Source organism: Niallia sp. FSL R7-0648 (assembly GCF_038007005.1).
Taxonomy (GTDB): domain Bacteria; phylum Bacillota; class Bacilli; order Bacillales; family Cytobacillaceae; genus Niallia; species Niallia circulans.
Window position 1 is genome coordinate 3,492,875 of record NZ_JBBOWE010000001.1, and the last position, 21,634, is coordinate 3,514,508.

17 protein-coding genes and 1 other annotated feature are annotated in these 21,634 nt (G+C 35.8%); of the genes, 7 read left to right on the top strand and 10 right to left on the bottom strand.

What is annotated here, in order from left to right; genetic code table 11:
* Positions 1-26: 26 nt before the first annotated feature.
* A complete protein-coding gene (gene adhE / locus NSQ89_RS17230; protein WP_047943756.1) occupies positions 27-2,639 on the bottom strand; it encodes a bifunctional acetaldehyde-CoA/alcohol dehydrogenase in 2,613 nt (870 codons plus the stop codon).
* A gap of 369 nt (positions 2,640-3,008) precedes the next feature.
* On the opposite strand from adhE, the gene NSQ89_RS17235 reads away from it, so the two are divergent.
* The 5 genes from NSQ89_RS17235 (at position 3,009) to NSQ89_RS17255 (ending at position 8,523) form a co-directional block, all read left to right on the top strand.
* Positions 3,009-3,638 (top strand): TetR/AcrR family transcriptional regulator, encoded by a 630-nt coding sequence (locus tag NSQ89_RS17235; protein ID WP_047943755.1) that lies wholly within the window; start codon positions 3,009-3,011, stop codon positions 3,636-3,638.
* A gap of 120 nt (positions 3,639-3,758) precedes the next feature.
* Positions 3,759-5,960 carry an MMPL family transporter gene (locus NSQ89_RS17240; protein ID WP_144546302.1) on the top strand — a complete coding sequence of 734 codons (2,202 nt, stop codon included), beginning with the start codon at positions 3,759-3,761 and terminating at the stop codon, positions 5,958-5,960.
* 180 nt (positions 5,961-6,140) lie between these two features.
* Positions 6,141-6,626 (top strand): RNA polymerase sigma factor, encoded by a 486-nt coding sequence (locus NSQ89_RS17245; protein WP_047943753.1) that lies wholly within the window; start codon positions 6,141-6,143, stop codon positions 6,624-6,626.
* 12 nt (positions 6,627-6,638) lie between these two features.
* Complete coding sequence (locus NSQ89_RS17250) at positions 6,639-7,490, top strand: DUF3298 and DUF4163 domain-containing protein (RefSeq protein WP_047943752.1); 852 nt, start codon at positions 6,639-6,641, stop codon at positions 7,488-7,490.
* 196 nt (positions 7,491-7,686) lie between these two features.
* On the top strand, positions 7,687-8,523 hold the full coding sequence (locus NSQ89_RS17255) for a cation diffusion facilitator family transporter (protein WP_341132944.1): 837 nt from the start codon (positions 7,687-7,689) through the stop codon (positions 8,521-8,523).
* Positions 8,524-8,742: 219 nt separating this feature from the next.
* Here NSQ89_RS17255 and NSQ89_RS17260 read toward each other — a convergent pair whose 3' ends face one another.
* The 5 genes from NSQ89_RS17260 to allC all read right to left on the bottom strand — a co-directional run bounded on the left by NSQ89_RS17260 (position 8,743) and on the right by allC (position 15,184).
* Positions 8,743-9,507 carry a TraX family protein gene (locus NSQ89_RS17260; protein WP_047944901.1) on the bottom strand — a complete coding sequence of 255 codons (765 nt, stop codon included), beginning with the start codon at positions 9,505-9,507 and terminating at the stop codon, positions 8,743-8,745.
* A 59-nt stretch (positions 9,508-9,566) separates the two neighbouring features.
* Positions 9,567-10,028, bottom strand: coding sequence for a hypothetical protein (locus NSQ89_RS17265; protein ID WP_095258567.1), 462 nt, complete (start codon positions 10,026-10,028; stop codon positions 9,567-9,569).
* A 330-nt stretch (positions 10,029-10,358) separates the two neighbouring features.
* Positions 10,359-11,792 carry a proline--tRNA ligase gene (gene proS, locus NSQ89_RS17270; RefSeq protein ID WP_061800372.1) on the bottom strand — a complete coding sequence of 478 codons (1,434 nt, stop codon included), beginning with the start codon at positions 11,790-11,792 and terminating at the stop codon, positions 10,359-10,361.
* An 84-nt stretch (positions 11,793-11,876) separates the two neighbouring features.
* Positions 11,877-12,094 (bottom strand) — a binding site (T-box leader).
* A 216-nt stretch (positions 12,095-12,310) separates the two neighbouring features.
* Positions 12,311-13,501 carry a pyridoxal-phosphate-dependent aminotransferase family protein gene (locus tag NSQ89_RS17275; RefSeq protein WP_095258591.1) on the bottom strand — a complete coding sequence of 397 codons (1,191 nt, stop codon included), beginning with the start codon at positions 13,499-13,501 and terminating at the stop codon, positions 12,311-12,313.
* 447 nt (positions 13,502-13,948) lie between these two features.
* Positions 13,949-15,184 carry an allantoate deiminase gene (allC, locus tag NSQ89_RS17280; protein WP_095258560.1) on the bottom strand — a complete coding sequence of 412 codons (1,236 nt, stop codon included), beginning with the start codon at positions 15,182-15,184 and terminating at the stop codon, positions 13,949-13,951.
* Positions 15,185-15,430: 246 nt separating this feature from the next.
* On the opposite strand from allC, the gene NSQ89_RS17285 reads away from it, so the two are divergent.
* Both NSQ89_RS17285 and NSQ89_RS17290 read left to right on the top strand, forming a co-directional pair.
* The gene (locus NSQ89_RS17285; protein ID WP_047944896.1) at positions 15,431-17,077 is read left to right on the top strand and encodes a PucR family transcriptional regulator; all 1,647 of its coding nucleotides are present in this window, start codon (positions 15,431-15,433) and stop codon (positions 17,075-17,077) included.
* A gap of 151 nt (positions 17,078-17,228) precedes the next feature.
* Positions 17,229-18,560 carry a nucleobase:cation symporter-2 family protein gene (locus NSQ89_RS17290; RefSeq protein WP_445668963.1) on the top strand — a complete coding sequence of 444 codons (1,332 nt, stop codon included), beginning with the start codon at positions 17,229-17,231 and terminating at the stop codon, positions 18,558-18,560.
* Between the two features lie 45 nt (positions 18,561-18,605).
* On the opposite strand, the gene NSQ89_RS17295 is transcribed toward NSQ89_RS17290, so the two are convergent.
* The 4 genes from NSQ89_RS17295 to NSQ89_RS17310 form a co-directional block, all read right to left on the bottom strand.
* On the bottom strand, positions 18,606-19,841 hold the full coding sequence (locus tag NSQ89_RS17295; protein ID WP_047944892.1) for an NAD(P)-dependent malic enzyme: 1,236 nt from the start codon (positions 19,839-19,841) through the stop codon (positions 18,606-18,608).
* Positions 19,842-20,071: 230 nt separating this feature from the next.
* Entirely contained in the window at positions 20,072-20,758 is a 687-nt protein-coding gene (gene rpiA / locus NSQ89_RS17300; RefSeq protein ID WP_047944890.1) for a ribose-5-phosphate isomerase RpiA, read from the bottom strand.
* A 207-nt stretch (positions 20,759-20,965) separates the two neighbouring features.
* The gene (locus NSQ89_RS17305; protein WP_341132945.1) at positions 20,966-21,223 is read right to left on the bottom strand and encodes a YetF domain-containing protein; all 258 of its coding nucleotides are present in this window, start codon (positions 21,221-21,223) and stop codon (positions 20,966-20,968) included.
* A complete protein-coding gene (locus tag NSQ89_RS17310; protein WP_251688317.1) occupies positions 21,198-21,368 on the bottom strand; it encodes a DUF1657 domain-containing protein in 171 nt (56 codons plus the stop codon). The genes NSQ89_RS17305 and NSQ89_RS17310 overlap by 26 nt, the downstream gene beginning before the upstream one ends.
* Positions 21,369-21,634: the final 266 nt, after the last annotated feature.

Consider the following 21,634-nt stretch of genomic DNA (forward strand, 5'->3'; position numbering starts at 1 on the left):
CATTTTTTTTATTATTCAGGGATTTTTCAAACCCCTTTATAGGCTTTACGATAAATATCTGCCAACTCTGTAACTAATGGTAATTTAGGGTTAGCTGTTGTACATTGATCCTCAAAAGCCCGGTCCGCTAAATAATCCACTTTTGCTTCAAATTCTTTTGCATCTACGCCTTGGGCAGCAATACTCATAGGAATATTCAGTTCTTTCCCTAGTCTAATTACTGCCTTCACAAAGTTGTCTACACCTTGTTCAACTGTATTTGCTGGCAATCCAAGAATTCTGGCAAGCTCTGCATAACGTTCATCTGCTTTAAAGTATTCATATTTAGGGAATGACATGAATTTTTTTGGTTTCTCTGCATTATATCTGATAACATGTGGCAATAAAATTGCATTGGAACGACCATGTGCGATATGGAATTCGGCTCCTAATTTATGTGCCAAGCTATGGTTAATTCCTAAGAACGCATTTGCAAACGCCATACCAGCAATCGTAGAAGCATTATGCACTTTTTCACGTGCTTCTTCATCATTTCCATTGCGATATGCTCTTGGTAAATATTCAAAGATCAATTGAACAGCTTTAACTGCTAATGCATCTGTATAGTCATTTGCCATATTTGATACATATGCCTCCACAGCATGTGTTAGTACGTCCATACCTGTATCTGCTGTAACGGATGGTGGAACTGTCATCACAAATTGTGGATCAATGATTGCTACATCTGGTGTTAGCTCATAATCTGCTAAAGGATATTTAATATTTTGCTCTTTATCTGTAATAACCGCAAAGGATGTTACTTCAGAACCAGTACCAGAAGTAGTTGGAATTGCCACAAATTTAGCTTTTCCTCCCAACGCTGGATATTTATATACTCTTTTACGAATATCTAAGAACTTTTGCTTTAAGCCGAAGAACTCTTCATCTGGATGTTCGTAGAATAACCACATTCCTTTTGCTGCATCCATTGGAGATCCCCCACCAAGAGCGATAATACAATCTGGCTGGAATTTAGCCATCATTTCTGTTCCTCTAACAACTGTTTCAATAGATGGATCTGGCTCTACATCGGAAAATACTTCTACTTGCACTAGATTTGAACGTTTTCTTAAGTTATAAAGTAATTTATCTACATATCCAAATTTGACCATATATGGATCAGTTACGATAAACACCCTAGAAATGTCCTTCATTTTTTGTAAATACTGTACAGAGTTTTTCTCAAAATAGATTTTTGATGGAACTTTAAACCATTGCATATTTACATTCCTTTTTGCTAGTTTTTTTACATTCAATAAATGAATGTCTGTTACGTTAGTAGATACAGAGTTTTTACCATAAGATCCACAACCAAGTGTTAAAGATGGCATGAAGGCATTGTAGATATCACCGATCGCACCCTGAGAAGATGGTGCGTTGTTAATAATGCGGCATGCTTTCATTCTTAGCGCAAAGCTTTCGATTACTTTTGGATCTTCAGAGTGAATAACTGCTGAGTGTCCTAAACCGCCAAATTCTAGCATTTCTTCTGCACGTTTGATTCCTTCTTCTGTTGATTCTACTTTATAGCATGCAAGGACTGGACTTAATTTTTCTCTTGATAGCGGGTAATTCGGTCCCACACCCTCTAATTCTGCAAGAAGTATTTTAGTATCTTCCGGAACTTTTACTCCTGCCAATCCTGCGATATAATGAGCAGATTTACCAACGATATCAGGATTTACAGCACATGTGTTTTCATTAATTACTAGTTTTTCTACTTTAGCTAATTCCTCTTTATTTAAGAAGTAACAGCTATTACGAACTAATAGATTTTTCACTTCTTCATAGATTTCTTTATCAATGATTACTGCTTGTTCAGAGGCACAAATCATTCCATTATCGAATGTTTTAGAAAGAATTAAATCAGTGACTGCTCTTTTAACTTTTGCTGTTTTTTCAATATAACAAGGTACATTACCAGCTCCAACTCCCAGTGCTGGTTTGCCACAGCTGTATGCAGATTTAACCATACCTGGTCCACCAGTTGCAAGAATCAGCGCAATATCGTTATGGTTCATTAGTGCTTTTGTTGTTTCAATCGAAGGCTTTTCAACCCATTGAATACAGTTCTCTGGTGCTCCTGCTTTTACAGCTGCATCCCTTAAGATTCGAGCCGCTTCACTGCTGCATTTTTGTGCAGAAGGATGGAAAGCAAAAATAATTGGATTGCGTGTTTTAATAGCAATAATAGCTTTAAACATTGTAGTAGATGTAGGATTTGTAACAGGTGTTACTCCTGCAATCACTCCAACTGGATCAGCGATTTCGACAATTCCTGTTTGTTGGTCTTCATTTATTACCCCAACTGTACGATCATATTTAATATTGTGGTATATATATTCAGTAGAGAATATATTCTTTGTTATTTTATCTTCATAAATACCTCTTCCGGTTTCTTCTACTGCTAGTTTAGCTAAATACATATGCTTATCTAAGCCAGCAAGAGCCATTGCTTTTACAATTTCATCTACTTGCTCTTGATTTAAGGACATAAACTCCTTTAGTGCTTTTTTTCCTTTCGCTGCCATTTCATCAATAACTGCTTGCACATCAACTTGTTCGTTTTTCCCTTTTACTTCTTTTTCAACAACTGACATTGTAGATCCCTCCAATTATAGAGAATGATAATTATGTGAATGTTTTCACATATAACTTTAAAGAAAAAACCACTTTTCAAAAGCAGTCTATTTGTGATTATTTTCACAAATTCTTCTTTAAAGAAAAACTACTAATATAGTAGTTTAATTTTCCTACCAACTTACAGTTCTTGTTGCTTTTTTGCAAATTCTCGTTAGTTTTTCTTTACATGCTTATCATATAACGACTCGCAAAAACCTTCAAGCCTATTTAAATAAAATTGTTCATGTTTTCACAAACTTGTTCACATTTTATTCAAATTTGAAATATCCCTTTATTTTTTCTATAATATTAAATGTGATAAATTCAACAATGAAAGGGTTTACAATGTGAATAAAAAAATAGTTAAGTCAAATACCAATCATGATACCTATCATTTCATTATCCATGTTTCCTATCAGTTATTTATGGAATTAGGATATCGGAAGGTTAGTACAAGGATGATTGCAGAACATTGTGGAATTACACAGCCAGCTTTATATCATCATTTTAAAAATAAACAAGATATTTATAAAGAAGTAATTAATACATCTATAAAGCAAACAGAACATGCTCTCTTAAACATTACGAAAGAATTTGAGAATCTTGAAGAATGTCTCTATCAAATTGCTATTTACTTTTTAGAAAATTATCAAGAGGATTTAATGCAAATGTTTCATGACTTACAGCATGAAATGCCGTCTGATGTCCAAACACATTTAAGAATTCGCTGGCAGGAAGGATTTTTGAATCCCATTATACATGTATTTGATCAAGAGGAAAAAAACAATGCAAATATTTCCTACAATAAAATAGACACTAATAGCAAAGAAATTGCCTTGATGTTTCTTCAATATATTCAAACAGCAATGCAGCCTTCTTATATGAAAGAACTATCTTCTAATCAACAAAAAAAAGAAATCCAGCGAAAGGCAAAGTTAATTGTTCATTTATTTTTGTTCGGCCTAGTAGATAGGTAATGATTTTGTAAAAAACACTTCATTTCTTTCTGTATTAATTATATACTCAACTTATCAATCGATAAGTTTTTTTACATCTTACTTATCGATTGATAAGTTACGTCTTTAAGGAGTGGAAAAATGAAACATTATATTCAGCGATATTTTACTGCAGTAACCAGTAAAAAGGGAAAGTGGATTACTTTAATTGCCTGGCTTCTCCTTGTCGGAATAGTAAGCATGTTTTTACCTCAGGCTAGCTCACAGAAAAATGATTTAGCTAGAAATATTCCCACTACTGCTTTATCACAGCAGGCAGAGGAAAAAATGAAAGAAGAATTTCCCAATGAACAAGGAACGCCGGCATTAATTGCTTGGTATCGATCAACAGGATTATCTAATCAAGATTTACAACAAATCCAAGAGCTTACCAAACAACTAACAGAGAAGCCGCTAATCCATCAAGAAATGATTATTCCCTATCATCAACTACCGATAGAGGCAGTAAAGCGACAAATTTCTGAAGATGGAACAACATTCGTTCTCCCGCTTTTATTTGAAAATAATTTAGCAACAAGTGAACTCAAGACAGGTGTTCAGGAATTAGAAAAAGCTGCTAGTAACTTATGGGGAGAAAATCCTTTTAACACCTCTATAAAAGATGAAACAAAATTACATGCAAGAACAACCGGTCCAGTAGGTATCTCTATTGATGCGACAGAGCTGTTTAGCCAAGGTGACTTATCATTACTCATTGGCACAGTTATGATAGTTTTAATTTGTTTGCTTGTCATTTATCGTTCTCCAGTATTAGCGTTAATCCCGCTAATCGGAGTTGGAATCGCTTATGGAGTTATCAGTCCTTTACTTGGCTTCTTAGGTGAGTTAGGGTGGATTGAATTTGATTCTCAAAGCATTGCTATTATGACCGTATTGCTTTTTGGAGCCGGTACAGACTATTGTTTATTCATTATCAGTAGATATCGTACGTTACTAACCCAAGAATCAGTAAAGGAAATTGCGATGCAAAAAGCCTTAAAACGTTCTGGCGGAGCCGTGGCGATGAGTGGTTTAACAGTATTTTTCTCCCTCATTGCATTATTATTAGCTCAATATGGGGCAGTTCACCGATTTGCCATTCCATTTAGCTTATCTATACTCATAATGATGATTGCTAGTTTAAGTATTGTCCCTGCCATTTTAGCTATTATCGGGAGACTATCTTTTTATCCATTCGTTCCTAGAACAGAAGAATTATTAGCAAAAAAGGGCATGAAAAAAACAGCGAAAAAAAGAAAATCACTTGGAAACGCGATTGGTACAGTAGTAACAAAACATCCATGGAAAGTGACGATTCTCACGACAATATTACTTGGAATTTTTGCTCTTTTTTCTCTTAAAACAGAGTATACGTATGACTTATTATCCTCATTTCCGGATGATATGCCCTCAAGAGAAGGCTTTACTTTAATTGAAGATCATTTTAATGCAGGGGAACTTGCTCCCTTATCGGTTATTATTAACACCGAAGGAGAAGCTGTAAAAGTCGAGGAGTCATTGAAGCAATTAGATTTTATCGCAAAGGTTTCAGAGGGTGAAGCAGGGAAAAAGAATCCTGATTTAATCAAATATTCAGTGGAGCTTCAAACTAATCCTTATTCAAATGAAGCGATGGATAAACTACCAGCAATTCGGGAAACATTGGAAGAAGTGCTTCAGGAGAATGGTATCAAAAATGCGAACGATAATGTTTGGATTGCTGGAATTACTGCAGAGCAATACGATACAAGAGAATTAACAAATGATGATGCGCAAATGGTCATTCCTGTTATTTTAACCATGATTGCCATCCTTTTACTTATTTATTTACGCTCTATAACAGCAACCATCTATTTGATTGCAACCGTTCTGCTTTCCTATTTTAGCGCATTAGGATTGGGCTGGATTATCCTTCATTACGGATTCGGAGTGGAGGCAATTCAAGGATTAATTCCGCTATACTCTTTTGTATTCATTGTGGCATTAGGAGAAGATTATAATATCTTCATGATTTCAAGCATATGGAAGAAACGCAAAGAAAAGCCCCTCTTACAAGCGGTGAAAGAAGGTGTAGCAGAATCTGGCGGTGTTATTACTTCTGCTGGAGTCATTTTAGCTGCTACCTTTATGGTACTTACGACTTTACCAATGCAAGTACTTGTCCATTTTGGAACCATAACTGCAATCGGAATTGTGCTGGATACCTTTATTGTAAGACCATTTTTAGTGCCTGGAATAACTTCCCTATTAGGAAATGCTGCCTTTTGGCCAAGCAAGAAACTACATGTAAAAGAAAAAGAATAGATTATTTATTCCTCCAAGTCCTGTCTCACCAGAAAGCTTGGAGGATTTTCTTCTCTCCCTTCCATTTAGTCCTTCTTTTTTTAATTTATTTGATTTTCTTAAAACAAAATCCCCTTTCCATACGTCTATTCCTTGTAAAACTTAAGTTATTACGTATTTCTTCCATAAAGGAGCTCTTCTATGTTAAACAAAAATAAAAAAGAAACGGAGTTAATTACATTTATTATGGATCATAAGGAAAGCTTCTACCGATTTGCATACTCTTATGTACGGAATCAAGAAGATGCCTTGGATATTGTACAAGACTCTATTCATAAAGCGTTAAGAAAACAACATCAATTAAAAGATACTGCTATGATGAAAAGTTGGTTTTATCGTATTGTCGCTACAACGTCTCTTGATTTTTTGCGAAAAAAGAAACGGTGGTATGTGGCAGACGATGACAGTTTAGAAGTGCTTGCTTCAAGTTCTGTCGATACTTACAAAAATTTAGATTTAGAACAAGCAATGAATCAACTTCCACCATCTTATAAAACCATTGTGATTCTTCGTTTTTTTGAAGATTTAAAGCTCGAAGAAATCGCTTCTGTATTAGATGAAAATATAAATACAGTAAAAACAAAGCTTTATAAGGCACTAAAAATACTTCGTATAGAAATGAAATAGTGGAGGAATATAATGGATAGAAAATTAGAAAAGATGAAAAAGGATTATTTAAATATACCCATACCAAATGAATTGGAGAAACAGACACATAAATCGATTAAACGATATCGTACTTTGAGAAGTGTTTCAAAAAACGCTATCTTCTTAGCTGCTTCCATCCTTTTATTCATTACAACGGTTAATATAAGTCCGGCAGCAGCAAGCACCTTATCAGATATCCCTTTTTTAAACAAAGTCATTAAGGTCGTTACAATAACAGAGTGGAAAGAAACGAAAGAGAACAATCAGCTTGATATCAAAACACCTGAAGTAACTGGCTTAAAGAATAAAACTCTTTCACAGACATTAAACCAACAATACGTTCAAGAATCAAAAGAGCTTTATTCTAAATTTCAACAAGAAACAGCAAATGAGAATGGAAACTACTCGCTCGAAAGTGGCTATATCGTTAAAACAGATGATGATTTGTTATTATCGCTGGGTCGATATACGGTCGAAACAAAAGCATCTGCTGCAGAATCTATTCACTATGATACAATCGATAAACAAAACGAACTGTTAATTACATTACCAAGTTTATTTAAAGATGATTCTTACATTGATGCTATTAGTTCGTACATTTTACATGAAATGAACAAGCAAATGAAAGCAGACACCGGAAGCTATTTCATAAAAAATGATACCGATCCAGAAGGATTTGATAAAATCGATCCACACCAAAATTTCTATATAAACAAACAGCATAAATTGGTCATTTGCTTTAATGAATACGAAGTAGCACCTGGATATATGGGAACAGTTGAATTTCTCGTTCCATCCGAGGTAATAAAGGATTATTTAGTAAGTGATTTATATATAAGATAATTGGTTATCAATGATAAGTCAGAGGATAGGATTTATTCCTTCCCTCTGACTTTTCTTCTTTTATAATTGAAAAGTTTTCCTCTGGCAAACTGTTTTCTCTTCCTCATACTTTTGTTGATAGGTATAAAAACGTTGCTCTAGACCCACCCTATAGTGACTTGATATGATTAGTGAGGTAGTTAAGGAGGCATTTGCAATGGATAAAAAATATGCAGACTTAAAGCTCGGAGAACGAGCCGCGATATTAAGCATTATTAGCACAGATTCGCAAGCTTTAAAAGCAGATGGATGGAATAATTTCACCGATATTATTGCTTCTGTTGCCGTTTTAATTGGCTTGCGACTATCTCAAAAACCAGCTGATAAAGACCATCCTTATGGTCATTGGAAAGCGGAAACTGTTGCTTCGTTAATTGCTTCCTTTATTATGATGAGTGTTGGATTACAAGTATTATACCAAGCAATCTCTTCCTTCTTTACTCATTCTAGACAAGCACCTGATTTAGTGGCAGCATATACAGCTATCGCCTGTGGTGCTGTTATGTTCTTTGTCTATCGGATCAATTTACGATTAGGAAAAAAAATAAATAGCCAAGCTGTAAAAGCAGCAGCGAAAGATAATTTTTCTGATTCGATAGTTAGTTTTGGTACTGCTGTCGGCATTTTTGGAGCACAATTAAACTTGGAATTTTTAGATCCACTAGCGGCTTGTATCGTTGGCCTCTTAATTTGTAAAACAGCTTGGGGAATTTTCCGAGAAACCACTCATTATCTGACAGATGGTTTTGATGTTTTATTGATTGATAAATATAAAAAGACCATTTTGCATACAGATGGCGTTAAAGCTGTAAAAGAAATTAAAGCGAGAAACTATGGGAACAGCCCAGTTGTGGATGTTGTTATTACTGTTAATCAGAAACTAGATATTACCGATGCCCATGATATCTCTTCTGCTGTAGAGAATGCTTTAATAAATGAATTTAATGTATTAGAGGTCCATGTCCATATTGAGCCAGACGAAGAAAAACAATAAAAAAACAAATGAGATAGTATTTAGAAGTATAACGGAGAAATCTGGAGATCGACTTTTTTAAGTAATCCCCAAATACAAAAAGGCGGAATTTTCCTCACTATAGGCTAATGCTGCCTTTTGCTTTTTTGAGTATCATGAGTATATATGAGCACACACACTATTATGTTGTATAGAGTAAGAAAATAGCCAACTCATTGAGTTGGCTTACATCATTACTCTTTAACTCGTTCCAATAAAATATAAAATAATAATATGTATTGGATAAAAGAAATAGAAAAAATATTTTAAGCCAACTCCTTTTTCCCCATTATAAAAATAGAGCAATGGCAAAGCTAAAATCATCATCCATTGGAAGTCTGCAAACGGAAGTAAAAGTCGGGAAAACCAATTTAAACTACCTCCCCATTTTTCATATACTAAAAAGATAAAAAGGCAATAAATCGAATAGCTTATTACTAGTTGTTTTTTATTTCTAAATAAATAAAAAACAATACCTAATAAAACGAACAAGATTCCCCCTTCTACATGCAGTACATTTCCAAATATAGCTCCATAAAAAGGATATGTCAGAGCTGCATTTAATATAAATATTTCTTTAAAGAGGGTAGAAAGCACCGTACTTATCATCTGCCATATTAAGTAGATACTGAAATATCTCCAACTTCGCTTATCGATTACATAAATTAATAATGCAATTGCAAATAATGTCGCAAAAAAATTATTAGTAATTCCTACTCCCGTATTATAATTTTGATTAATAAACACATTAATGCAATCCATGATAACACTAGCAATATACAAACGGAAGAGATATCGATGTTTATTAGATGTGTGAGTCATACCTATTATCACAAAATAAATAAAAATCGGTGCTGCTATTCTCCCTACCCATCTTAAATATACTGGAGTACCAGGAATAAATTCCCCTATATGATCTATTAGCATAAAAATTAAAGCTATTATTTTTATTATAGTAGTAGTCATTATCGTCTCCTTAATAATGAAGAGAAGCACCTATAAAACTAGGTGCTTCTTTATATTTGTCATTGTACACTGCCACTGAAATTACTAGGCGCTGAGAAAGTTAGATAGTATAATCCAGAAGCTTTCAAACCTGTTGGGAAAGCACTTAACGAATAGCCTGGTTTCAAAGTCCAAGTTTTTATTGCTGTCCATTTAGAATCATCATATAGTTTAATCTTTAAATCTTTTGTAGCATGATTGTTTTTTACATTAATTCTATATGATGCTTTTCCTGTAAAAAATTTATTAGAATATAGTTTCGATGTTACTGCATTCCCTGCGAAATACATCGCCCCACTCTTTGAAACATTATGAGAAGTTGTTGGCTTTCCTACTCCGAATATACCTACCTCTCCATCGTTAGGAATTTCTGTTACACCAAAATTCTCATTAACAATACTTTCATTTCCTTCGATTTTCTCAATAACTGTGTTTTCATCTGCAAAGGCTACTGAACTTACAGATAGAATAGATAGAACCAATATTGCTACAAATCCTAATTTTGTTTTTTCATTTTTTTCCTACTATTGATGATTATTCCAACAAATCTATCATACTTCCAAATAGTCCCAAATGTCAACGTGTTTTTACGAATATTCAGTATTTTCAAAAATGAACACACATATTATCTAAGAATAAAATGCTTCTTTTATTGATAAGGAAATCAGATAACTTTCTGACTTCCCTATAAAATATAACTCTTTCCTTCTTCGTCTGTTTCTTTTGTTATAAACATAGATAATATATCAAAGTCCACTTCAAAAAAGTTTTAAATTTCTTGATCGTCTATAGAATTGATTTAGGCAAAAATATTAATATGCTTTTGCCCAATATACTAATTTATTAGCTTTTTTGCCACAGCATACACAAGTGTCAGCGATGGTTTCTTGCTCAAAAGGCATACATCTAGATGTTGCACTTGTTTCTTCCTTTATTTTATCTTCACACGCTTGATCTTCACACCACATTGCTTTAATAAATCCTGGCTTTTCTTTTGCCGTCAACTGTTTAAATTCATCAAAATTTACAGCAGTATGAGTGTTTTCTTCTCTATGATCTGTGGCTTTCTTTAACAAGTTGTCTTGGATATCTGTTAATAATTGCGTAATTGTTTCTTCTAATCCATCCATAGAGACAAATTGTTTCTCTCCAGTATCTCTTCTCACAAGAACCACTTGATTTTTCTCGATATCTTTTGGTCCCACTTCTAGACGGAGAGGAATTCCTTTCATTTCATACTCATTAAATTTCCAGCCTGGCTTTTTATCACTTGCATCGATACCAACGCGGAGCGAATTACTTAGTTTCTTCTGTAAATCGTAGGCAAAATCCAATACCCCTTCCTTATGCTGGGCAATTGGAACAATCATTACTTGTGTTGGTGCAATCATTGGCGGTACTACTAAGCCGCGGTCATCCCCATGAACCATAATCATGGCACCAATGATTCTTGTCGTAAAGCCCCATGATGTCTGCTGAACATGCTGCAAGTTGCCATCTCTGTCCGAGAACTGAATTCCAAAGGATTTCGCAAAGCCATCGCCGAGATTATGCGAAGTACCTGATTGTAATGCTTTGCCGTCATGCATCAGGCTTTCAATTGTATAGGTGTATTTCGCGCCTGCAAACTTTTCTTTTTCCGTTTTACGCCCTTTGATCACTGGAAGCGCCAAGTACTTTTCGCATATTTCGGCATAGACCTGAAGCATTTGAATTGTTTCTCTATCTGCATCCTCTTCCGTTTCATGACATGTATGCCCTTCTTGCCATAAAAATTCTAAAGTACGTAAGAATGGACGTGTCGTCTTTTCCCAGCGCACAACATTGGCCCACTGATTATATAGCTTAGGAAGATCGCGATAGGAATGAATAATATTTTTATAATGCTCTGCAAAAAGCACTTCTGATGTTGGGCGCACACAAAGTCTTTCTGCTAATTTCTCGTCTCCTCCATGTGTAACCCATGCTACTTCTGGAGCGAATCCCTCAATATGATCTTTTTCTCTTTGTAAAAGGCTTTCTGGAATAAATAATGGCATATAAACATTCTCATGCCCTGTTTCTTTAATACGTTTATCTAAAGCTTCTTTAATATTCTCCCAAATCGCTGTTCCATATGGTCGAATAATCATAGAACCTCTTACACTTGAATAATCGATTAGTTCCGCTTTTGTCACTACATCTGTATACCACTGGGCAAAATCATCTTCCATGCTAGTAATGCTTTTTACAAAATCCTTCGCCATTTTAAAGGGCCTCCTATTTTATCTGTGTTTTATTTCAAGTGGTCTTTTCTTAGTAAAAGACCATAAAAAAAAGCTTTGCTATTCATTAGGGACCAATTAATGGCGGTACCACCCTAATTCAAAGCAAAGCTTTACACTCTTCCATGTTAACGGTATTGAACCGCTGAATCTTCTTAAACAAAGTCTATTCGATACAGAACGAAAAAGGCAGGTTCAACAGGTAAGCCTATAGGTCCTTTCAGCATTTAGACCCTCTCTTTTTATAGACATTGCTGCATACTAATCCTTTTTATAGTTTCATTATTCATTTCTTTGTGAAAAATCATATCGGATAGAAACATTATTGTCAATATAGATTTTTTTATTCTTTTTTAACCGATAGGGTATTATTGAAAAATGGCAAAGGAGTAAGTGGCTTCTCTGTGTGCTTTTAGGCATAGAAAGTGATTATCTGTATCTTCTTCTTCTTTGAGTTCTTGCCTTTGGGCAAAGAGAGTGTTTCTCTGGCCCCTTAAATATTATCCTCTTGAATAAAAATTTAGCGCTGCTTGCAGTGCTTGGCCTGCAGGGAGTTTTACCCCATGTCTAATGAGGCATGCCTCTAAACTCGCAAGCACAAATAAGACATTCTCTTTGCGACAGCTATAGCCCATTGTTCCAATTCTCCATATTTTTCCGTGTAATGGACCGAAAGAGCTGGCTATTTCTACTCCAAATTGCTCAAGCATCATGCTACGAACAGATTCTGCATCAATCCCTTCTGGAACGTTGATGCATGTTACCGTTGGCAGCTTCCACCTTTTATCACCGAACAATTCAAGACCCATTCCTTTTATTCCTTCTATTAGCGCTTGTTCATGATACTGATGACGAGCAAATCTATTTTCTAATCCCTCTTCTAAAACAATTCTTAATCCTTCATAAAGAGCATATAACATGGTAGTTGCTTCTGTATGATGATTCAGCCTTCGCGGGCTCCAATAATCCTGCAATTGTGCCAAATCTAAATAATTCGAGCGAATTGGGGCATGAGCATTTATCTCTGCTAGTTCAATATCAGTAGCTATTCCTCTTTCTACTTTCTTCCGTGCAATTAACACTTTTTCCACTCGATCATTATACGTAATAGGGGCATTTCCAGATGGAACAGATAAACATTTTTGATTGCCCCCAATTACTGCATCTATATACCAATTATCTGTTTGAACATCTACTCCTCCAATTGTTGCAACAGCATCAACGATAAAGAGAATATCTTGTTCTCGACATGCTTTGCCGACCTCTTCTAATGGCTGCATACACCCTGTTGATGTTTCTCCATGAACAAGAGCAACTACTTTCGGTCTCACCTTTTTCATTTCTGCAATAATTACTTCTGGATCAAAAACCTCGCCCCATTCACACTGGAGCAAATGAATCTCTGCCCCATATCTTTCAGAAATTTCCGTTAACAAATGTCCAAATCTTCCGTAAATTGGAATTAACACTTTATCTCCTGGCTCGATGACACTGGCCAATACAGCTTCCAGCCCAGACCTTGATGTTCCATCAACTGGATAAGCCCATTGATTTTTAGTTTGGAAAACTTGTTGAATCATTCTCATAACATCATTCATGATGGAAGTAAATGCAGGATCAAATTGTCCCAAAATAGGTGTGCTTAGTGCCCTTAACACTCTCGGATCAACCTCCACTGGTCCTGGTGTCATAATCGTTCTTAAGGGTGTGTTTAGTTCTAAAAAAGTCACTATGCTACTTCCTTTCCTTATCTATATTATTGGTAAATCCCTCTACTTGGGGAATAAGTGATTAATTCTTCGTTTTTCATACTGTTATTTAATTGATGAAAACCACTCTTTCCTTTCTTCTCTCACTTTTCGGTTTTCATCGACCTCCTGAACACCACTTTTTCCTTTCCTCTCTCACTTTTCGGCTTTCATCAACCTCCTGAACACCACTTTTTCCTTTCCTCTCTCACTTTTCGGTTTTCATCAACCTCCTGTACACCACTTTTTCCTTTCCTCTCTCACTTTTCGGCTTTCATCAACCTCCTGTACACCACTTTTTCCTTTCCTCTCTCACTTTTCGGCTTTCATCAATCTCCTGTACACCACTTTCCGCCTTTCCTGCGCCTTAAGTATGTTCGATCTAAAAAATCAATAAGCCAGACGGTGTAGTAATTCTATAAGGACAACAACCCCATTTTTTAAATCTTCTAGTTTCGTATGTTCCTTTGGTGAATGACTGATTCCATTTACACTAGGAACAAATAGTAACGCTGTCGGGCAATAGGTTCCGAAAATTTGTGCATCGTGACCGGCACCACTAATCATTTTTTGATAAGGAATATCTATTTCCTCCACAATTCTCTCCGATAGCTGCGTTAATTTAGCGTCCATTGCAACGGCCTTAACATCCAGCCATTGATTCCATCCTACTTCCATATCAGCAGTCTTACCTCTCTGTTTAAAATAAGCAAAAATTTTCTCACAATAGTAATCTAGTACTTCTTCTTGGTGGTGCCGGACATCCAGTGTAAACGTAACCTCTTTGGCAATCACATTAGGAATATTAGGAACTGCCTGTATTTTCCCAACTGTCGCCACTAAGTGAGCGTCTATTTCCGTAACTTGTTTAATAGCATATGTAATTAATTCTGCTGCAAGATGTACACTGTCCTTCCGATAGAGCATTGGGGTTGTACCTGCGTGGTTACTCTCCCCCATTACTTTGATCGTAAATCTTCTTTGTCCTACTATATGAGAGACAATCCCTATAGACTTCTGCTCTTTTTCTAAGACAGCCCCTTGTTCTATATGTATTTCTATAAAGCATTCAATATCCTCTCGCTTTACTTGTTTTTCATCTGGCTGCAAACCCGCCGATGTCATAGCTTGAGCAAAGGAAATATTTCTTACGTCAGCTAATCCTTCACAATCCCTTTTAGTAAATTTTCCTGTTACCGATCCAGATCCCCAGAAAGCTAAAGGAAATCTACTCCCCTCTTCCTCACATAACGAGACTACTTCTACTGTCTTTTTTGGTTTGCCATAATGCTTCTTCAAATAATTGACAGCGATAAAACTCGCCATAATCCCGAAGGCTCCATCGTATTTTCCGCCATCTACAACAGTATCAATATGAGAACCTGTTAATATAGCTTTCTCCTCTTGATCTGTTCCTTCTAACCTGCCAAATAAGTTGCCAACGCCATCAAAATAAGGATTCAAACCACTTTCTTTCATTTTTTGAAAAAGAGAATGTTGTGCTAAGCGCCAGTTTTCATCATAGAGAAGTCGTGTAACTCCACCACTTTTCGTCTTTCCAAATCGAGCAAGCCATTCTAGCCAATCCCCTACCTCTTTTGTTTCAATATCAATAGTTGTCTTCATTGATTCCGCTCCCCTCCCTGATACTCTCCCCACATTCAAAATAAAAAGAAAGGACTCTCCTCTCTCCTTTTGTTATTTTCTAATAATATTTAAAACTACTTAAAACGCACTCATATTATGTAACCATTATTTTAATAATCACCTGCTAGCAATTCATTAGACAAAATGTTAGAATTATCTAAATAGTTTGTATAAAATAACTAAAGAAGCTTCTTGATTAATTGGATTACTTTAGGAGGGATACATTTGAAATTAGCAGAGATATTACAAAAACCTGCCTTTAAAGAGGTGCAAGTAATTGCAGGTCACAAGGGATTAAATAAAGACATAAAGCATATTACCATGATGGATGCACCTGATATCGTCGACTTCTTAAACCCGAACGATTTATTAGTCACTACTGCCTATCATCTTAAAGATAATCCTGGTGTTCTGCTCTCCTTAATAAAAAGTATGCATAAAAGAGATTGTACAGCCTTAGGAATTAAGTCCAAGAGATTTTTAGGACATATACCACAAGAGGCGATTCAATTCGCTGATGAAATAGGATTTCCCCTATTAGAAATACCTTTAGAAACTTCACTAGGGGAAATCGTTAATGCTTCTTTAAACTATATGTTGAGTCAAAGAACAGCAGAGTTAACCACTGCCTTTGAAACTCATCGAAAATTTACGCAGCATATTCTGAAAGGGAAAGGGATAAAAAGGCTTATTGATGACTTATCTCAAATGATTAACAAGCCGATTGTTTTACTGGATGCCCATTTCCAATTACACACTTCTTCTCATAATCGAACATCCATCGATAACTTTTTTAGCTCTCTCCATGCAAAAGGATTTGAATTTTTATTAGCTAACGCACCTTATTCATGTTTTTCGAGTAGAAATACAGAAGAAGTGTTTACCATTTTCCCCATTTATACTCATATGAGAAAACCAGCTTTTTTAGTTGTTCTGGGAGAAATCCCCATGAAAGATCACAGCTTACTTCTTACGATTGAACAGGCAACTAATGTGCTTTCTTTTGAGCTAATGAGGGAAAATACAGTGAAGCAATATACTAGAAGAGCAAGAAATGACTTCTTCGCTCACTTTATGGAAGGAAAGTTTAGCTTTGCTGAGGAAATCGAAAGCAGAGCTAAAGAATTTTTCTTAAAAAAAGAACAGGCTTCCATCGCAATAATTGGCAAATTGGATAGCGGCGATCAATATAAATCTTTCACACAGCATTCTGTTGAGGTAGATTATGTATATGAATTTATCGAAACAGAAATAAAAAAGGCACCTTTCGCTTCTCAGCTTTTTCTTATACAAGACCATTGTATTATTATCATGGAAGTTACCCATTCCTCTTATGAGCTAGACAAAACTATTCTTCCTTATTTACAAAATATCCAAACCTATCTTGCGAACACATTTAAAACAAGTATCTCATTCGGTATCAGCAATGTTTATCAGCGTCTGTTAAATTTACCCAATGCTTATCAGGAGGCGCTTAGTGCTTTACATACTGGACAGCTTTCTGGAAACACGCCTTTTATCCAGATACATCGACCAAAGGATGCCTTTGAAATGTTAAGAATCATTCCAACAAAGGATCTGCAGGAATTTTATGACCATATCTTCCATTCTTTTTCTAACAGTCACCAGCAAGAAGAAGAACAAATATTACTCCATACATTATCTGTTTACTTAGAGACCCATTGCCAAATCTCTGAGACGGCGAAACGCCTTTATGTACATCGTAATACAGTAATTTATCGCTTAGAAAAATGTGAGGATCTCTTAGGAAAAAGTCTTAAGGATCCAGAGACTACCTTCCACCTTCGTTTTGCTTTTCGGATTAAATCGATTTTAAAAATGAATGAAAGAAAAAAACAAATACAAATCTAAAAAGTTTCTTTAACGTCTTAGATATATAATCTATACTTTCTAAATATTTTGTATAATGTAACCAATGACTTCTTTCTTCTCACTGCTTATGATGTTAATTAACATAACAATATGTGTTAATTAAATGGCACAAGGAGAAGGAGTGTTCATATTGCCTCAAAATAACGAAAAGGGATTACAAATTTTTTCTTTAGGTCTTCAACATGTTCTTGCTATGTATGCTGGTGCTATCCTTGTTCCACTATTAGTTGGAAGAGCATTGAATTTAACAACCGAACAACTAGCTTATCTTGTTGCAATCGATCTTTTAACATGTGGAATTGCGACATTGCTCCAAGCCTGGAAAAACCAATATTTAGGCATTGGCTTACCAGTTGTACTAGGTAGTTCATTCGTTGCGGTTACTCCGATGATTTCGATCGGAACAAATTATGGAGTCACTGCTATTTATGGAGCCATTATTATTACAGGAATTTTTATGATTATTTGTGCTCCCTTTTTCAGCAAAATTACCAAGCTTTTTCCTCCAGTTGTAATTGGAACAGTTGTAACTATTATCGGTTTATCTCTTATCCCATCCGGTATTAAAAATATGGGTGGAGGAGCAACAAGCAAAGACTTTGGCTCCATTGAAAATTTGATTTTGGCATTCGGAGTCCTATTATTCATTCTTTTGTTAAACCGGTTTACAAAAGGATTTATACAATCATTGTCCGTCCTAATTGGAATTATTGCTGGTACTATCATTGCTGCTGTTCTTGGTAAGGTGAACCTTACCCCAGTAAGAGAAGCTAGTTGGTTCCATTTTCCTGAACTATTTTATTTTGGGACACCCAGCTTTGAAGTTGGGCCAATTCTTACTATGTTAATTGTCGGTTTAGTTATTGTGATTGAATCAACTGGTGTCTTTTTCGCACTAAGTAAAATAACGGAGACTCCACTAAGTGAAAAGGATTTAACGCGTGGGTATCGTGCCGAGGGTTTAGCCATTACTATAGGTGGACTATTTAATGCTTTTCCCTATAATACCTTTGCTCAAAACGTCGGTCTTGTTCAGCTATCAAAAGTCAAAACAGTAAATGTCGTGATTGCAGCAGGAGGAATTCTTGTTTTTTTAGGCTTCATTCCTAAGGTTGCGGCTTTTGCCACTATTATTCCGACACCAGTATTAGGCGGAGCAACCGTTGTTATGTTTGGAATGGTTGTTGCTTCTGGCATCAGAATGCTGAGCAAAGTTGATTTTACCAATCAGGCTAACTTGTTAATCATGGCTTGCTCTATTTCTGTCGGTTTAGGAGCAACAGCAGTTCCTAATTTATTTGACCAGCTTCCTTCCGCCTTAAGAATCATTGTAAGTGATGGGATTATCACAGGAAGTCTGGCTGCCATTTTATTAAATCTTCTTTTTAATGTTAAAACAAGTAAGAAAAGCTCTAATGCCTCTCTCTTGAGCAAACAAATAGGCGAAACACATACATTGTAAACAAAAAGAGGCTGCCATTTGGCTCGAGCCTCTTTCTCTCTCTCTTTATTGTTTATCAATAATCGTCGCTTTCATGGTTTTCAGCCTTACATCTTCTGGATTAACTTGAATTCTTGCTACATTTGTTTCCATTGCTGCTTTTGCCACAGCTGAAGCAACAGCGGGAGCAACTCTAGGATCAAAGGGACTTGGAATTACATAATCTTCATTCAACTCGGCATCCGCAACTAATCCTGCAATCGCTTCTGCTGCTGCTTTTTTCATTTCTTCATTAATAGTGGTCGCACGAACATCTAAAGCACCACGAAAAATACCTGGAAAGGCCAATACATTATTAACTTGGTTCGGAAAATCTGATCTTCCTGTTCCAACTATGATGGCGCCCGATTCTTTCGCATGTGCAGGACTTATTTCTGGTACTGGATTTGCCAGTGCAAAGATGATCGCATCCTTATTCATTGTCTGTACCATTTCTTTCGTTAAAGTGTCTGCTACAGAAACGCCAATAAATACATCTGCTCCTACCAAAACATCTCTCAGTGTACCTGTCGCCAACTTAGCATTCGTATATGCTGCTACAGATTCTTTCGCTGGATTCATCCCAACTTTCCTGCCAGCAAAGATCGCCCCTTTTGTGTCACATATAATCATATTAGTTACACCATAAGAGTTGAAAAGCTTAGTAATAGCAATGCCTGAAGCGCCAGCACCATTTATTACTATTTTCAAATCCTTCATTTCTTTCTTTACAATCTTAAGGGCGTTCAGAAGTCCCGCCAAAGCTACGATTGCTGTACCATGCTGGTCATCATGATAAACAGGAATGGCTAATTCTTGATTTAATCTTTCTTCAATCTCAAAACACTGCGGAGCAGCAATGTCTTCAAGGTGGATGGCACCAAAAGTAGGAGCCATTAGTTTAACTGCTTCTACTATCTTGTCTACATCTGTTGAATTTAAAGCAATTGGGAAGGCATCTACTCCTGCAAAACTTTTAAGCAATATTGCTTTCCCTTCCATTACTGGCAATGATGCCTCAGCACCAATATTCCCCAAACCAAGTACGGATGTACCATTAGTGATAAGTCCCACCATATTGCCCTTCATGGTAAAGTCATAGACAGTTTCCGGGTTTTCAAAAATTTCTTTACATGGTTCTGCTACTCCTGGAGAATAAGCTAAACTTAAATCTTGGGCATTTTTCACTTCCACTTTTGCATGGATTTCCAATTTCCCTTGTTTGACTTGATGCATATGTAGTGCATCTTCTCGTAAAGACATTCTATCTCTCCCTTATTTCTGTAACATGATTGCATCCTTCCATTGGATGCATTTCTTAGATAAGGATTCCCTTACCTATCTACGATAATATAACGTAGAAACAAAAAAAGAAACGCTTTCAAGCAAAAATAAAGATATCTTTAAAACAGCTCCAAAGCATGTCCATAAACCGCCATTATCCTTCCGTTACAAGGGAACTTATTCTACATAAATCCCCTATATCTAAAGCATTATCTGTTCTTGTGCTCCACGCTAATTTGATCTTGCTCATTTATTGAAATTAATACGTCTACCATATTAATAAAAAGGCCATTCTCTACTACCCCTACTATATTATTCAAGTCTTGATGTAATTGAGTGGGGTTTTGGATAGTAGGAAAGGAACAATCTATAATATAATTTCCGTTATCTGTTACGAAGAGCTCGCCATCTTTCTGCCGTATTGCTGTTTTGCAGCCGAATTTTTGAATAGCTTTCTCTGTATGTTCACAGCCAAAAGGTACGACTTCAATAGGCAGAGGGAATTTCCCCAATGATTGCACTTTCTTACTTCCATCAGCAACTACAATAAAGGTTTTAGCAGCATTAGCAATTATTTTCTCACGCAATAATGCTCCGCCTCCCCCTTTTATTGCAAAGAAGTTATCATCAATTTCATCCGCTCCATCAATAGCAATGTCTAATTGCTCCACTTCATTTATATCAACCAGCTGAATTCCACATTCACTGGCTAACTTTTCTGTAGCCTTTGACGTTGCTACACCTTTTAATTCCATCCCTTCCTTAATCATTTCTCCCATTTTTTTTATCACATAATAGGCAGTAGTTCCCGTGCCTAGTCCCACTGTCATCCCATCTTTCACAAATTGAACGACCGCTGCTTCTCCGACTATTACTTTTTCATCCTGTCTTTCCATTCTGTTCACCTACACACTTTTATTGTATTCATCCAAATAGTTATCCTCCTTCTATAATAGATGATAACGCCTTCTCTTTCATCTATTTTCCTTAGAAATTTTCTCCTAAATATACTTTTACTTTATTTTTCATTTGTACCATTTTATCTGCATTCTTCCTATAGATTGCTTTTGCAGCTGTGTTATCCGTTTACAAGGAGTACAATTCTACGGTCTTTCTTGCGGCTCTGCCAGTTCCATCCTATCATCATATATATCAATCGTAAGTTCCCCATAGGAATTGACCCGTCCTAGAAAAACGTTCTCAAGTGTTACATCTAGCTTATCTAATTCCGTCTGCAGCCATGAAGCGGTCTTTTCTATTTTCGTTAAAGACTCATAAACAATCTTGCCATCCATTATGACTATTTGCGGTGCTTTTTCCCTTGCACTTTTATATTTAATACACTTGCAACTGAATTTCATGTTTCATTTCACTAACTAACACCATCGCTTCATGAAAAGCTTTCTGGGCCTCTTCCTCCCTGGAATGAAGTGCAAAGACAGATAGCTGGGATTCAATTCCTTTTAAACTTGCTAAAGTTTGCTTCCCTTCTGATGCAATAATCATATTTTCCTCCATAAAAGAAGCCATTATATATTTTTTGAAGGGAAGTTATTCCGCTAGAAAGCTTTTTGATTTCTGTAGAATATATTTCTACATCGATTTTCAAACTTGCATGAATGGATGACAGTTATGCTGTCCGAATTCTTTCTTGTTCCTTTTTATATGATTTCATTTCCTTTCTTTGTTATTCCTCAAAAAAATGCCAATTTGCAGAGTCATATTTCTTATGGCTTTCATTTGAAACTTTTTTGCGCGTTTATCGTATTAAT